We start from the raw sequence: 15,282 nt of genomic DNA, 5'->3' as shown, positions 1-15,282 counted from the left end.
GTTTCGTTAGATGCCGTTCTTCAGGTTGGTGTCGGCATCATGGGTCCGCATGTCTTCGGCCTGGTTCTCGCCGGTTGCGCGAACTGCCTCGGCGGCGTTTTCCAGATTCGCCTCGACTGCGTCGTTCGATACGGCGTCCGCCGCGTCTTCGAGGTTGTCGGCAACCGCCTCTGCGTTCGCCTCGATATTGTCGGCGGCCTGTTCACGCGGGGTGTTGTTGCATGCGGCCAGTGACAGCAGACCGGCGGCGACGCCAAATGCAAATACCTTCTTCATCGTGTATCACCTTCCCTAAACCAGCGTTCGACATACCCCATGGCGGGGGGTTGGCAAGATATATCCGATTCCCGGGGTTACGTGCTTTGCCTTGGGCGCATCGCGTTGGCAGATTGCCCATTCCGGCGGTATGGACGCGGTGCTACGATCGCCCCGTTCGCGCTGTGGCACTTGTTCGCTGGCGGAATGAAGCATAACCATCCGTTGTCCGATCGACGACCCGCCGACAAAGGACCAGTGCCGGATATGATGACCGACGCCCTCGAGGAACGCATCCGATTGTGCGACATGCTGGAACGGGTTGCGGCCGAGGATCGGGATGCGCTGGGCGAATTATATCGCATGACCTCCGCCAGGCTATTCGGCATCTGCCTGCGTATCTGCGGCGACCGCAGTTCGGCGGAAGACGTGTTGCACGATGTGTACGCGATCATCTGGAAACGGGCAGGCGCGTTTCAGGTCGGGTCGATCTATCCGGTCGCGTGGCTGGCGACGATCGCGCGAAACAGATCGATCGATTGGGTCCGCAGCCATGGTCGGCGGCCGATGCGCCCGATCGAGGAGGCGTTCGCCATCGCGGACGATACCCAGGATCAGGCGGTGACGGCGGAGCGTGCCGAAACCGTGCAGCGGCTCTATGACTGTCTGAACGAACTGACCCACGCGCAGCGCGACGCCATCCGGACCGCGTTCGTCGACGGGATGACCTATGCCGAGATTGCCGACGCCCGCGGGGTGCCGCTGGGGACGATGAAGAGTTGGGTTCGACGCGGATTGTTGCAGCTTCGGGGGTGTGTCGGCGATGACTGATCCTGATCCCGAAACGATGGCCGCCGAGTTCGCGCTTGGCTTGCTGGACGGTGCCGATCGATCGGCGGCGTTGCGCCGGTCGCTGTCGGACCCGCATTTCGCGCGCGAGGTCGAATGGTGGCGGCATCGGTTTGCCACGCTGTTCGACGATGTTCGTCCGGTCGAGGCACCGGCATGGCGGACCGACCGGATTTTCCCGACACCCGCGACGAAACGATCGGGGTTCCGATGGGCGTTCGTTCCGCTGGCCGGCGCGATGGCCGCTGCGGTCGCGTTCCTGCTCGCGCAGCCGAAGGGTACGGTCGAGCCGCCGGCCCCGCGGGTGCAGCAGACGTTGCTGGCGGCACTCGTGCCCGCCGACAAGAACGGCGCGCCCTTCGCAGCGTCGATCGATCTCGACGCCAGCGAGGTTCGCGTCGCGACCAGCGGTCTGGCACCGACGGGGAAGGACGCACAGCTGTGGATCATCCGCGATGGTGTGCCGCATTCGATCGGGCTGCTTGATCGGGCCGGCGCGACACGGCTTACCCTGCCGGCGGCCGTGCGTGGTGCGCTGGGGACGAACGAGGTGCTGGCGATATCGATCGAACCGCTGGGCGGTTCGCCCGAACCGACGCCGACCGGCCCCGTCATCGCCAGCGGCGCGCTTTCCCAGACATAGGCCGGCACGCTCCAGCCACGTTCTACCGCGCGAATAATCGTCGCAGGAACACCGTTTCCACCTCGCGCCGCAGGTCGTTGTTCGGCTTTTTCAGAAACCCATGGCCTTCGTCGGCGAACAGCACATACCACGTGTCGTTGCCGTTCGCGCGCAGGCGCGCCACAACCTGATCCGATTCCGATTGTGGCACGCGCGGGTCGTTGGCCCCCTGCATCACCAGCATCGGCTTGGTGATCCGCGCGACATTGGTGATCGGCGACACCCGCGTCAGCACGGCGCGCATCGCCGGATCGCGCTCATCGCCATATTCGGCGCGGCGATTGTCGCGGCGATAGGCTTCGGTGTTCTGGAGGAAGGTGTTCCAGTTGCTGATGCCGTAGCGTTCGACCCCGCCGACCAGCCGGTCGGAATATTTGGTCATGACGGCAAGGCTCATATAGCCGCCATAGGACTGGCCATAGACCGCGACGCGGGCCGCATCGAGGCCGGGCTGCGTGCCGATCCAGTCGAGCAGCGCCCCGATATCCTTCACCGAATCCTCGCGCTTCGCGCCATTGTCGAGGTTCAGGTAGCGCTTGCCATAGCCATCGCTGCCACGGACGTTGGGCAGAATCACCGTCGCCTTCAGCACATCGGCGAAATATTGCGCGCCATAGTTCCAGATCGGACGCGTCTGCGCCTCCGGGCCACCATGGATGTCGATGATGACCGGCGTCCGCGTGCCCGTCGGTACGCCGCGGGGCCGATAGACGAATGCGGGGACGGACAGGCCGTCGAACGACGTGAACCGCACCAGCTCGGGCTCGGCGAGCGTGGCGGGATCGAGTTCGCCCAGTTCCGACACCGTCCAGCGCGTCAGGTCGCCGCCGCTCACCCGCCAACTCCATACGTCGCCGGCCGACGTTGCCGAGGTCAGGCCGATCGCCAGATTCCGGCCATCCGGCGAGAATTTCAGCGCGGTCAGCACCCCGCGCGGCAGCACCGGTTGCGGCAGCGCCCGGCGAGTGATGCGATCCTGAACCACGATGCGTGAGAAGCCGTCCTCGTTCACGGCATAGGCCAGCACGCGACCGTCCTCGGTCAGGTCGAAGCTTTCCACATCCCATTTCAGGTCCGGGGTCAGGACCGTCTGCGCACCGCTAGCGATATCGATCTCGACCAGCCGGCGGGTGTCGCTGCCGGCATCGGAGATGGCGATCAGCTTGCGGCCGCCCGGCAGATAGCGCGGATCGGCATAGACCGCGGCAGCGGCCTTCGGCGCGATCCGCGTTGCCTTGCCGCTCGCGATATCGAGCTCGAACAGCTGGTCCTCGCGGTTGGACAGGCTGCGCACGAAGATCAGCCGCGCGGCGTCGGGCGCGATATCGGCGGGCGCCACCGCACCATCGGACTGGTAGAGCGTGCGCGGTTTCCCGCCCGCCTTCGGATCGATGCCGCGGATCGCATAGGCAGCGCTGCCCCTGGTCGCGCGCGCCCATGCCATCAGCGCACCGTCCTTGCTGAAGACCGGCGACTGGTTGCGCGTCCCGGCCTCGGTCAGCGGCGTCGCGACACCGGTGAGACCGCGCGTGTACAGCTGAAACCATTCGTCCCCGCCCGTGTCGCGCGTCATCACGAACCGATCGCTGCCGGGGATCGTCGTCGCTGCGGCGACCGGTTCGGCGCCGAAGGTGATCTGCGTCCGTGCGCCGCCGGGGGCCGCGACATGATGCAGTTGCTGGGTTGCGCCGAAGCGCGTGGCGATCAGCATCGAACCGTCGGGCAGCCAGTCTTCGAACTGTGCCGCGCGGCTGTTCTGATAGCGCTGCACCGCCTCGCGCACATCGGCGGGAATGTCGGGCACGCCCGACAGGGTGGCGGTGCCGACCTGCCGCGTGGGCACGGTCTGCGCAGCGGTGCCGGTGGCGAGGGCGAACAGCGCGACGGTGGCGACGAAAGGCTTGATCATTCGATGAGTGTCGGACGCCGGGCACCGCGAGGTCAAGGGCGGGGGCGATCCGCCGCCGCCCGGGACGCCGCGTGGCGTCCAATCCGACCGAAAAAGCGACATCTATATGCGCGCACTATGCGATTACCCGGAATCGCTCTCGAATTGCTACGCGATATGGGCCTAATCGCGCGTCCCTGAAGGCAGCGTCATGCGACGTTCGCCGCGCAAAGGGATGGCAGGAATGAAGTTTTATCAGGCGGCTGCAGTCGTGGCGCTGTTCGCGCTGCCGGCCGCGGCGCAAGCCCAGTCGGCACCCGCCGCCGACGCGGAAGCGGGAGCCGGGACCGCATCGTCCCCGGCGATCACGATCAGCGGGTCGGCGTCGATCGCGTCCGATTACCGGTTCCGCGGCGTATCGCAGTCCGATCAGGAAATGGCGGTGCAGGGCGGGATCACCGTCGCGCACGACAGCGGCCTGTATATCGGAACATGGGGTTCGAACCTTGCCGGCTGGGGCACGTTCGGCGGGGCCAATATGGAGCTCGACCTGATCGGCGGGTACAAGGCGAGGCTGTCCGACACCGCGACGCTGGACGTCGGGCTGACTTGGTACCTGTATCCGGGTGGTGCCGACAAGACCGATTTCGCCGAACCCTATGCCAGACTGACCGGCACCGCCGGGCCGGCGACGCTGACGGCCGGTGCTGCCTATGCGCCGAGGCAGGAGGCCATCGGCAAGTCGTACGACAACGGTGTCGCCGCTGCCGCCGGAACCTACACCGATCCCGGTGCCAAGGACGACAACCTGTATCTGTGGGGCGACGGCGCGTTCGCGCTCGCCGGTACGCCGATCACCGCCCGGGCGCATGTCGGCCATAGCTGGGGACAGGACGGGCTCGGTCCGAACGCGACCGCGGTTTCGCCCACCGGCACCTATTGGGATTGGTCGCTGGGTGCCGATGCCACGTACAAGAACCTGACGTTCAACGTCAGCTATGTCGATACCGACATTTCGAACCGCGAGGCGACGTACCTCCGCCCCAGTTTCAGCAAGGGTCAGGACGGCACCGGCAACATCGCCGGCGGCACCGTCGTGGTCGCACTGACCGCTGCCTTCTGAGCTTTGGAGAACACCGATGCAGGACCTGCTCTGGGTCGCGATCATGGTCGGACTGGTGGCGCTGACGCTCGCCTATGTCCGCCTTTGCGACAATGCGTGAGGGAGCGCTGACATGACGCTCGATCTCTGGCTGGCGGCGCTGACCGCGCTTGGCCTTCTCGTCTATCTCGTGGGCGTCCTGATCTGCCCCGAACGCTTCTGAAAGGGGCGGCACCATGACACTTCAGGGCTGGTTCCTGATCATCGCCTTTACCGGCATCCTGCTGGCACTCGCCAAGCCGGTCGGTCTGTGGCTGTTCGCGCTGTACGAAGGGCGACGCACCCCGCTGCACCTCTTGCTCGGCCCGGTCGAGCGGGGCTTCTACAGGTTGTCGGGTATCGATCCCGCGCAGGAGCAGGGCTGGCGCCGCTACGCGATGCACATGCTCCTGTTCAACGCGGTCCTCATGGCGTTCACCTATGCGGTGCTGCGTCTGCAGGGCATCTTGCCGGGCAATCCGCAGCATCTGGCCGGCGTCGGCGAGCATCTGTCGTTCAACACCGCGATCAGCTTCACCGCCAACACCAACTGGCAAAGCTATGGCGGCGAGAGCACCATGTCGAACCTCAGCCAGATGCTGGGGCTGACGATCCACAACTTCCTGTCGTCGGCGACCGGCATCGCGCTGGCCTTTGCGCTGTTTCGTGGGTTCGCGCGGCGGGAAACGAAGACGGTCGGCAATTTCTGGGCCGATGTGACGCGGATCACGCTCTATCTGCTGCTGCCGCTCTGCGTCGCGCTGACCCTCTTCTACATTGCCAGCGGCGTGCCGCAGACGCTGGGCGGGGTCGTCGACGTGCAGACGCTGGAGGGCGCGCGCCAGTCGATCCTGCTGGGACCGGTCGCGTCGCAGGAAGCGATCAAGATGCTCGGCACCAATGGCGGCGGCTTCTTCAACGCCAATTCGTCGCATCCGTTCGAGAACCCGACGGCGCTGACCAACTTCATCCAGATGCTGTCGATCTTCGTCATCGGCGTCGGGCTGACCTGGACCTTCGGCAAGGCGGTCGGCAACCCGCGACAGGGCTGGGCGATCCTCGCGGCGATGATGATCCTGTTCCTCGCCGGCACGACCGTCACCTACTGGGCGGAAGCGGTAGGTAACCCGGTGCTGCACCAGATCGGCGTCGCGGGCGGCAATATGGAGGGCAAGGAGGTGCGCTTCGGCATCGCCGCCTCCGCGCTGTTCTCGGTCGTCACCACCGCCGCGTCGTGCGGGGCGGTCAACGCGATGCATGACAGCTTCACGGCGCTGGGCGGACTGATCCCCCTGTTCAACATGCAGCTGGGCGAGGTCGTGATCGGCGGCGTCGGGGCCGGCATCTACGGCTTCCTGCTGTTCGCCATCCTCGCGGTGTTCGTCGCCGGGCTGATGGTCGGCCGCACGCCCGAATATGTCGGCAAGAAGATCGAGGCGCGCGAGGTCAAGCTGGCGGTCCTCGCCATCGCGGTGCTGCCGCTGATGATCCTCGGCCTGACCGCCCTGTCGTCGGTGCTGGAGCAAGGGCTGGCCGGACCGCTGAACAAGGGGCCGCACGGCTTTTCGGAGATCCTCTACGCCTTTACCTCCGCCGTCGCGAACAACGGTTCGGCCTTTGCCGGACTGACCGCCAATACGCCCTGGTACAACGGGCTGCTGGGGGTCGCGATGTGGGTCGGCCGCTTCTTCGTCATCGTGCCGATGCTGGCGATCGCCGGCAGCCTCGCGGCGAAGAAATACACGCCGGAAAGCGCGGGATCGTTCCCGACGACGGGCGGCCTGTGGGTCGGCCTGCTGGTGGGCATCATCCTCGTTCTGGGTGGCCTCACCTTCCTGCCGAGCCTCGCGCTCGGTCCGATCGCCGATCATCTCGCGATGATCCGCGGCCAGTTGTTCTGACACGGGGGCCATCATGGCGAAGACCCAATCCAAGAGCCTGTTCACAGCCGACCTTGTCGGGCCCGCGATCAAGGCGTCGTTCCTGAAGCTCAACCCTAGGGAGCTTGTCCGTAACCCGGTCATGTTCGTCACCGCCGTCGTCGCGGCGCTGATGACCGTCCTGCTCGTCGTCGTGCAGGACGGCCTGACGATCGGATTCAAGCTCCAGCTGGTCGTCTGGCTGTGGCTGACGGTGTTGTTCGGCACCTTTGCCGAGGCGCTGGCCGAGGGGCGCGGCAAGGCGCAGGCGGCGAGCCTGCGCGCCACCAAGGCCGAACTGACGGCCAAGCGGCTGAAGGGCGACGGGCGCGCATATGACGCGGTGCCCGCCAGCCAGCTGAGGGTCGGCGACGTCGTGCTGGTCGAGACGAACGACCTGATCCCGTCGGACGGCGACGTCGTATCGGGCGTCGCGTCGGTCAACGAAGCGGCGATCACCGGTGAAAGCGCACCGGTGATCCGCGAGGCGGGCGGCGATCGCTCGGCCGTGACCGCGGGCACGCGCGTCATTTCCGACGAGATCCGCGTCAAGGTGACGGTCGAGCCGGGCAAGGGCTTTCTCGACCGCATGATCGCGCTGGTCGAGGGGGCCGAACGGCAGAAGACGCCCAACGAGATCGCGCTGACGCTGTTGCTCGTCGGTCTGACCATCATCTTCCTGATCGCGGTCGCCACCATTCCGGGCTTCGCCGCCTATGCGGGCGGCAGCATCCCCGTCGCCATCCTCGCCGCATTGCTCATCACGCTGATCCCGACGACGATCGCGGCGCTGCTGTCGGCGATCGGCATTGCGGGCATGGACCGGCTCGTCCGCTTCAACGTGCTTGCGAAGTCGGGCCGTGCGGTCGAGGCGGCGGGGGATATCGACGTCCTGCTGCTCGACAAGACCGGCACGATCACGATCGGCGACCGGCAGGCAAGCGAGTTCCGGGCGGTCGGCGGCACCAGCGATGCCGAACTGGCCGAAGCCGCCCTGTTCGCCAGCCTTGCGGACGAAACGCCCGAAGGCCGTTCGATCGTGGTGCTGGCGCGCGAAGCGTTCAATCTGCAACGGCTGATGCCCGCCGGGGCGGAGGTCATCCCGTTCACCGCCCAGACCCGCGTATCGGGCGTCCGCTTCGACGGCACGCTGATCCAGAAGGGCGCCGTCGTCTCGATCCTGAAGGCGAACCCCGGTTCGGGCGAGACGGCGGCGGCAACCGAACTGCGCCGCATCACCGACGAGATCGCACGCGCCGGCGGTACCCCGCTGGCGGTGGCCAAGGATGGCCGCCTGCTCGGCGCGATCTTCCTGAAGGACGTGGTGAAGGCGGGTATCCGCGAACGCTTCGGCGAGCTGCGCACGATGGGCATCCGCACGGTGATGATCACCGGCGACAACCCGCTGACCGCCGCTGCCATCGCCGCCGAGGCGGGGGTGGACGACTTCCTCGCGCAGGCGACGCCCGAGGACAAGCTGGCGCTGATCCGCACGGAACAGCAGGGCGGCAAGCTGGTGGCGATGTGCGGCGACGGCACCAACGACGCGCCCGCCCTTGCGCAGGCCGATGTCGGCGTGGCGATGAACACCGGCACGCAGGCCGCGCGCGAGGCGGGCAACATGGTCGACCTCGACAGCGATCCGACCAAGCTGATCGAGGTCGTCGGCCTCGGCAAGCAGTTGCTGATGACGCGCGGTGCGCTGACGACCTTCTCGGTCGCCAACGACGTGGCGAAATATTTCGCGATCATTCCCGCGATGTTCGTCGCGCTCTATCCGGGCCTCGGCGTGCTGAACGTCATGGGCCTCGGCTCGCCGCAGTCGGCGATCCTGAGCGCGATCATCTTCAATGCGGTCATCATCCCGCTGCTGGTGCCGCTGGCGCTGAAGGGCGTGGCATACAAGCCGATGGCGGCGGGACCATTATTGGCACGCAACCTCGCCATCTACGGTTTGGGGGGGCTTCTCGCCCCGTTCGTCGGCATCAAGATCATCGACCTTGTGGTCGGTGGCCTCGGCCTCGCGTAAGGATCGATATCATGGGCAAAGATTTTTCTACCGCGCTGCGTCCGGCGATCGTCATGACGATCCTGTTCGCGCTGCTGCTCGGGCTGGCATACCCTCTCGCGATGACCGGTATCGGCCAGGCGATCTTCCCGAGCCAGGCCAATGGCAGTCTCGTTCGCGACACGACCGGCCGGGTCATCGGATCGACCGTCGTCGGACAGGCCTTCACCGCCGACCGCTATTTCCAGACGCGGCCGTCGGCGGCCGGCAAGGGCTATGACGGGCTCGCCTCGTCCGGTTCGAACCTCGGCCCGACGAGCCGGGCGCTGGTCGACCGGGTAACGCCGGATGTCGCGAAACGCCGGGGTGAGGGGCTGACCGGCGCGGTGCCCGCCGATCTGGTCACCGCCAGCGGATCGGGGCTGGACCCCGATCTGTCGCCGGCGGCGGCGATGGTACAGGTGCCGCGCATCGCGCGCGTGCGCGGCATCTCGCCCGATCGCGTTCGGAATATCGTGACCGGAAACACCGAAACCGCGCTGCTGGGGGATCCCCGCGTCAACGTCCTCGCGCTCAATCAGGCGCTCGATGCGGCCCCCGGCGCGCCGGTCCGGTCGCCCGCGCGCTGATGCCGGTGGTGGGATCAGGACCGGACATGGCGCGTCCCGATCCCGACGCCCTCCTGCGCGCGGCCGAGCAGGAGGGCAGGGGGCGGCTGAAGATCTTTCTCGGCGCGGCCCCCGGCGTCGGCAAGACCTATGAAATGCTGTCCGAAGGGGCAGCGCGGCAGCGCGACGGGGTCGATGTCGTCATCGGCGTCGTCGAAACCCATGGCCGCGCCGAAACCGGGGCGCTGCTGCGGGGCCATGAGATCGTCGCCCGGCGCGACGTGGCCTATGAAGGGCGTACGCTGCGCGAGATGGATATCGACGCCATCCTGCACCGTGCGCCGCGTCTGGCGCTGGTCGATGAACTGGCGCACACCAATGCGCCGGGCAGCCGTCATCCCAAACGCTATCAGGATGTCGAGGAGCTGCTGGCGGCGGGCATCGACGTCTATTCGACCGTCAACATCCAGCACGTCGAAAGCCTGAACGATATCGTCGCCAGCTTCACCCGGGTGCGGGTGCGCGAGACGGTGCCCGACCGCATCCTCGAAATCGCCGAGATCGAGGTGGTCGACATTCCGCCCGACGAGCTGATCGAGCGGTTGAAAGCAGGGAAAGTCTATCTCCCCGCCGAAGCGAGCCGCGCGCTCGGGCACTTCTTTTCCAAATCGAACCTGTCCGCGTTGCGCGAACTGGCGCTTCGCCGGGCGGCGCAGGCCGTCGATGCCCGGATGCTGGACGATGTCCGTTCCCTCGGGCTCGGCGGTACTTGGGCCGGGGGCGACCGTATCGTCGTCGCGATCAGCGAGCTGCCGGGGTGCGACGCGCTGGTGCGTGCCGCCAAGCGGGTCGCCGATGGGTTGCGTGGACCATGGACCGCGGTGTTCATCGAAACGCCGCGCGCCGCGCACTTCACCGACGAACAGCACGCCCGGATCGCGGCGACGATGACGCTGGCGACGCAACTCGGCGGCGCGGTCGCGACCGTGCCCGCCGAGAATGTCGTGGCCGGCATCCAGTCCGTGCTGCTCGACCTGCGCGCCACCCAGCTGGTGCTGGGCAAGGCGGACCGCTCGCGCTGGTTCGAGCTTCGCCATGGGTCGGTCGTCGACCGGCTGGTGCGCGATACCCCCGGCGTCACCGTTCACGTGCTGCCGATGCCGACCGCGCCGTCGGGCCGGCAGCGCATCCAGCGACGTCCGGGACAATGGGGTACGCCCGCCGGCTATGCGATCACCAGCGTGATGGTCGCGGCGATCACCGGCCTTGCCAGCGCGCTGTTCCAGATCCTCGACCTCGGCAACGTGGCGCTGCTTTATTTGCTGCCTGTGATGGCGGCGGCGAGCCTCTATGGCCTGCGGACCGGGCTGTACGCGGGCATCGCCTCCAGCCTCGCCTATAACTTCTTCTTCCTGCCGCCGACCGGGACGCTGACGGTCAGCAATCCCGAAAACCTGATTTCGATAATCGTGCTGCTCGGCATCGCCATCGCGACCAGCCAGCTGACCGCGCGGGTGCGCGCGCAGGCCGATCTGGCCACCGCCAGCGCGCGGACCAACGCGACGCTGGCCGGCTTCCTGCGCCAGATCGCCGGGGTCAACGACCGCGATGTCGCCGCCCAGATGATCTGTGACGATGTCCGCCGGCTGCTCGACGTACAGGTGGTGCTGCTCGGCCGTGGGCATGGCGCGGCGCTCGACATCATCGCGGCCAGCGACCCGGCCTATCGCCTCGACACGATGGACAATGCCGCGGCCAGCTGGGCCTTCGACACCGGCAGCCCGGCGGGCAAGGGATCGGGGACGCTTGCCGCCTCGGAATGGCTGTTCCAGCCGATGAAGGCGGGCGACCGGGTCCTCGGTGTGCTGGGCGTCGCCAGCGACAAGGCCGGCAGCCCGGTGCGCGCCGATCAGTTGCCGCTGCTCGGCAGCCTGATCGACCAGTCCGCGCTGGTGCTCGAACGGCTGCGGCTTCAGGCCGAGATGCGCGACGTCGATGTGGTCCGCACCCGTGACCGGCTTCGCGCCGCGCTGCTATCCTCGGTCAGCCACGATCTGCGCACGCCGCTGACCGCGGTGATCGCCGCCGCGGCCGAACTGCATCACGGGGTCACGCCCGAACTGATCGGTACGATCGAGAGCGAGGCGCAGCGGCTCAACCGCTTCGTCGCCAACCTGCTCGACATGGCCCGGGTCGAGGCGGGGGCGCTGAAACTGAATATCGAGGCGACCGACCTGAGCGATGCGGTCACCGGGGCTGCGCACGATGCGCGACGCGCGCTGGAGGGACATGCGGTGCGTCTGGACGTTCCGCCCGACCTGCCGCTGGTGCGTGCCGATCCGCAGCTGCTCCATCACTGCCTGCTGAACCTGCTCGACAATGCCGGCCGATATGGCGAACCGGGGACGGACATCGTGATCGAGGGTCGAAACCGGTATGGCGAGCTGCGGCTCGCGGTTCTTGATCACGGGCCGGGATTGCCGCCGGGTCGTGAGCGCGAGGTGTTCGAAATGTTCAAACGTCTGGAGGGGTCCGATCGCGCGATCGGCGGGACCGGCCTCGGGCTCGCCATCGTCAAGGCGTTCGCGGAGGCGATGGGCATGACCGTCGAAGCCTCAAACCGCCCCGACGGCACCGGTGCCGCCTTCGCACTGGTGTTTCCGCCCGCCCTGATCGTCCAACCGCACGCGACCGAAGGCGCCCCTCGCCATGCCGGCTAAGATTCTCGTCGTGGACGACGACGCGGCGATCCGCCGGTTGCTCCGCAACACGCTGTTGCGGGCCGAATATGCGGTGGTCGAGGCGGAAGATGCCAGGGGTGCGCTGCGGCAGGCGGCGGTCGAGCATCCCAGCGCCGTCCTGCTCGATCTCGGCCTTCCCGATCGCGACGGGCTGAGCATCATCCCGCAGCTGCGCGCGCAGGGCGATATCGTGATCCTCGTCGTGTCGGCGCGCGACGCGACCGACGAGAAGGTGACCGCGCTCGATCTCGGCGCGGACGATTTCGTGACGAAGCCGTTCGATACCGACGAACTGCTCGCCCGGCTGCGGGTCGCACTGCGTCATCAGGGGGTGTCGCCCGCCACGCAGAAGATCGTCCGCCGCGGCGACCTCAGCATCGATCTCGATCGGCGGATCGTTCGTCGGGGCGAGGAGGAGCTGCACCTCACCCGGAAGGAGCATGACGTGCTCGGCATGCTGGCGCGGCATATCGGCCGCGTCGTGACGCATGAGCGGGTGCTGGCGGCATGCTGGGGCGCGGAGGAGGAACCGCGCGTCGAATATTTGCGCATCGTCATCCGCAACCTGCGCCAAAAACTCGAAGCCCCGGGACCGGTGGGCAGTGTCATCGCCAACGAGCTCGGCGTCGGATATCGGCTACGCGCCGACCATTGACGCCGGCCTGTCGGTGAATCTTCTCAAGTTGCGGCGGTAGACGCGCGCGGGCGTAACAGCAGCAATGTCAGGACACATCCGGCCACCGGAAACAGCAGCGCTCCGAAGGTAAAGGTCGACCAGCTGTCCGACGATTGCGGAGGCGCCATGGCGACCAGCGCGCCGGACGCCAGATTCCCGAGCGCGGCAGCCGATTTCAGGGCGGTCAGGAACAGGCCGACCGGGGTCGCCTCGTTGGTCTCCGACCGTTGCGCCGCAAGCGCGAGCATCGCCCATATCGCCAGATTCATCGCGGCAAGCGCGCTGCCGAGCAACAGGAGCATGGCGGTGCCGATCGGCCCACGCGACCCGATCGCCAGCCCTGCCATCGCAACGATGGTCGTGCCATGCCCGATCCGCGAGATCGCGATCGGCGACACGCGGCGGGACAGCGCCATCCAGCCCGGCAGCGACAGCGCCTGACCCAGCGTGATCGTCGCCAGCGCGGGTCCGGCCCAGCCCGCATCGTGATGCACAGCCTGTCCGAAAAAGGGCAGCGTCCGCAGGAACAGCGGCACGATCCCCGCCTGGATCGCCGCGACCAGCAGCGTTCGGCGGAACGCTTCGTGCCGCCACAATCCGCGCAACCGGTCGCGCGGCGACAGTGGCTGGCGCTGCCCGGTTGGTCCTCCCAGATGCCGGGTCGCAATGACGGCGATGGCGAGTGTCGCCGCGTACAACAGCCCGCCCATCAGCGCGCTGGTGGCGAACGCATCCTGCCGCGCCGCCGCGTCGGACGGGGCAAGGCTCCAGGTCGACGCAAGCGCCACCAGCCCGGCACCGCATGCACTGAAGATCAGTCGATAGCCCGATACCGACGACGCATCGCCCGGTGTCCGGGCGACGCGCACCAGCAGCGTGTTATGGCCGACATCGCATAGTGAATAGCCGACCCGGCACAGAAAGATTGCCGCCGCGATCGCCCCCGGCCGGTCGAGCGTGAACAACAGGTAGAAACCGGTCGCGCACATCGGCACGCCGATCACGATTAGCCGCCCCAGCCGGTCGCCGCTACCATGGGCATCGGCCCACAAGGCGATACCGAGATCGAACAGCCCGTCCCACAGCATCGCCGCCGCCAGCAATCCGCCCGCCAGCATCGGCGGCAATCCGGCGATCGTCACCAGATAGAACAACATGAAGTTTTCGAAACTGGTCCAGACGACGCTCTTGCCCAGATTGCCGATGCTGTAGCCGATCCGGGTCGGCAGTGAAGTCGGGACGGGATCGGCAGGGGAGGGCATGGTGGCTGCGCATAGGCGGCGGCGATTTCATTTATTTGACACGTCGCAACTATATCATCCGCATCATGTCGCGTCCGCACCGCCCGCCCATCCCGCTCAGCGAACCGCAACGCCGGGTCCTGATCCAGCTGCGGATCGAGGGGAACGCCCCGCGGACGCGACTGGCGGAGGTGCTGGGGATGAACGGCGCGACGGTGACCCGGCTGACCCAATCGCTGCTGGCGCTCGGCTTGATCGAGGAACGCGAATCCCCCGAAGCGGTGGCGCGGGGGCGGCCGTTGGTGCCGCTGACCGTATCGGGAGGCGGCGGCTGGGCGATCGGTGCGACACCGCATCCCGGTTGGCTGGAGCTGGTGCTGGTCGATTTTCGCGGCTGGCCGCTGGTACACGATACGACGCCATTCGACAGTCCCGACCCCCGCGTGTTCGCCCGCGCCGTCGAGGCGCGGTTGCAGGCGCTGGCGGCGGCGCACGGTTTCATGCGCGGCCAGTTTCTGGGCATGGGGGTCGCCGTTCCGGGCTATGCCCTGTCGGGCGACCGCAATCGTCGCGCCGTCGTCGACCGCGTCGCGGGATGGGACGACGTGCCGCTGGCCGAGATCATCGGCGACGTGCTGGGCATGCCGGTGTGGATCGAGAACGACGCCAGCGTCGCCGGGCTGGCCGAATATTATCAGGACGGTATCATCGGTCGCTATCGATCGGTCCTGACCCTGTTTCTGGGGCATGGCGTCGGCGGCGGATTGATCGCCGAGCGCGACCTGTTCCTCGGCGAACATGGCAATGCCGGTGAGGTCGGGCGGCTGTTTCCCGGTCATGGCGACCGGCCATCGGGCATCGACCTGCTGCGGACCCTGCGCGCCGAGGGGGTCGAGGTCGATTCGCTGGCCGACATCGACGGATTGATGGCGACGCATCGTGCGATCATCGACCGCTGGACCGACCGGGTGATCGAGCAGCTGGACCTGGCCGTGCTGAGCGGCATCGTCTGGCTCGATCCCGGCGCGATCATCGTGTCGGGCGCATTGCCGCTGCCGCTACTGCGGCGCATCGCCGACGGGCTGGACGCGATCGGCCGCCGTCGCGGCGACAAGTATCGGGCGACCTTGCCGCCCGTGCTCGCGTCCACCATCGGCAGCAAGGCGGTGGTCATCGGCGCGGCGATGATTCCGATCCACTCGATCACGTCCCACCAGGCTGTGATTTAATTGCGTGTAAGCAAATAAAACTGTCACGCAGTGCCGCCAAGGGCT

At 67.2% G+C, this 15,282-nt stretch carries 13 protein-coding genes; 10 read left to right on the top strand and 3 right to left on the bottom strand.

Features of this window, described 5'->3' with window-relative positions; translation table 11 throughout:
• Positions 1–6: 6 nt before the first annotated feature.
• Positions 7–276, bottom strand: a complete 270-nt coding sequence (locus tag ASE90_RS06340) for a hypothetical protein (protein WP_055997884.1) — start codon at positions 274–276, stop codon at positions 7–9.
• A 249-nt stretch (positions 277–525) separates the two neighbouring features.
• On the opposite strand from ASE90_RS06340, the gene ASE90_RS06335 reads away from it, so the two are divergent.
• Both ASE90_RS06335 and ASE90_RS06330 read left to right on the top strand, forming a co-directional pair.
• The gene (locus ASE90_RS06335) at positions 526–1,086 is read left to right on the top strand and encodes a sigma-70 family RNA polymerase sigma factor (RefSeq protein ID WP_082449629.1); all 561 of its coding nucleotides are present in this window, start codon (positions 526–528) and stop codon (positions 1,084–1,086) included.
• On the top strand, positions 1,079–1,747 hold the full coding sequence (locus tag ASE90_RS06330) for an anti-sigma factor domain-containing protein (RefSeq protein ID WP_156361475.1): 669 nt from the start codon (positions 1,079–1,081) through the stop codon (positions 1,745–1,747). The genes ASE90_RS06335 and ASE90_RS06330 overlap by 8 nt, the downstream gene beginning before the upstream one ends.
• A 22-nt stretch (positions 1,748–1,769) precedes the next feature.
• Here the strand turns inward: ASE90_RS06330 and ASE90_RS06325 are convergent, their stop codons facing one another.
• Positions 1,770–3,695, bottom strand: a complete 1,926-nt coding sequence (locus tag ASE90_RS06325; protein WP_055997875.1) for a S9 family peptidase — start codon at positions 3,693–3,695, stop codon at positions 1,770–1,772.
• Positions 3,696–3,918: 223 nt separating this feature from the next.
• Here ASE90_RS06325 and ASE90_RS06320 point away from each other — a divergent pair, with 223 nt between their 5' ends.
• From ASE90_RS06320 to ASE90_RS06290, 7 genes are all read left to right on the top strand, one after another.
• Positions 3,919–4,797: a TorF family putative porin gene (locus tag ASE90_RS06320; RefSeq protein WP_055997872.1), complete on the top strand. Its 879-nt coding sequence runs from the start codon at positions 3,919–3,921 to the stop codon at positions 4,795–4,797.
• 112 nt (positions 4,798–4,909) lie between these two features.
• Entirely contained in the window at positions 4,910–4,999 is a 90-nt protein-coding gene (locus ASE90_RS06315; protein ID WP_055997869.1) for a potassium-transporting ATPase subunit F, read from the top strand.
• Positions 5,000–5,012: 13 nt separating this feature from the next.
• Positions 5,013–6,716: a potassium-transporting ATPase subunit KdpA gene (kdpA, locus tag ASE90_RS06310; RefSeq protein WP_055997866.1), complete on the top strand. Its 1,704-nt coding sequence runs from the start codon at positions 5,013–5,015 to the stop codon at positions 6,714–6,716.
• Positions 6,717–6,729: 13 nt separating this feature from the next.
• A complete protein-coding gene (gene kdpB / locus ASE90_RS06305) occupies positions 6,730–8,763 on the top strand; it encodes a potassium-transporting ATPase subunit KdpB (protein WP_055997865.1) in 2,034 nt (677 codons plus the stop codon).
• A gap of 11 nt (positions 8,764–8,774) precedes the next feature.
• Positions 8,775–9,371 (top strand): potassium-transporting ATPase subunit KdpC, encoded by a 597-nt coding sequence (kdpC, locus tag ASE90_RS06300; RefSeq protein ID WP_055997862.1) that lies wholly within the window; start codon positions 8,775–8,777, stop codon positions 9,369–9,371.
• Between the two features lie 26 nt (positions 9,372–9,397).
• Positions 9,398–12,070, top strand: a complete 2,673-nt coding sequence (locus ASE90_RS06295) for a sensor histidine kinase (protein ID WP_055997859.1) — start codon at positions 9,398–9,400, stop codon at positions 12,068–12,070.
• Complete coding sequence (locus ASE90_RS06290; protein ID WP_055997856.1) at positions 12,060–12,746, top strand: response regulator transcription factor; 687 nt, start codon at positions 12,060–12,062, stop codon at positions 12,744–12,746. The genes ASE90_RS06295 and ASE90_RS06290 overlap by 11 nt, the downstream gene beginning before the upstream one ends.
• A gap of 23 nt (positions 12,747–12,769) precedes the next feature.
• Here ASE90_RS06290 and ASE90_RS06285 read toward each other — a convergent pair whose 3' ends face one another.
• A complete protein-coding gene (locus ASE90_RS06285) occupies positions 12,770–14,029 on the bottom strand; it encodes an MFS transporter (RefSeq protein WP_055997853.1) in 1,260 nt (419 codons plus the stop codon).
• A 65-nt stretch (positions 14,030–14,094) separates the two neighbouring features.
• On the opposite strand from ASE90_RS06285, the gene ASE90_RS06280 reads away from it, so the two are divergent.
• Positions 14,095–15,237 (top strand): ROK family transcriptional regulator, encoded by a 1,143-nt coding sequence (locus tag ASE90_RS06280; RefSeq protein WP_082449628.1) that lies wholly within the window; start codon positions 14,095–14,097, stop codon positions 15,235–15,237.
• The last annotated feature ends 45 nt before the right edge of the window (positions 15,238–15,282 follow it).

The sequence above is a fragment of the Sphingomonas sp. Leaf67 genome, assembly GCF_001421965.1.
Taxonomy (GTDB): domain Bacteria; phylum Pseudomonadota; class Alphaproteobacteria; order Sphingomonadales; family Sphingomonadaceae; genus Sphingomonas.
Note: the sequence above shows the minus strand (reverse complement) of the source record. Positions and strands in the feature narration are given on the sequence as shown.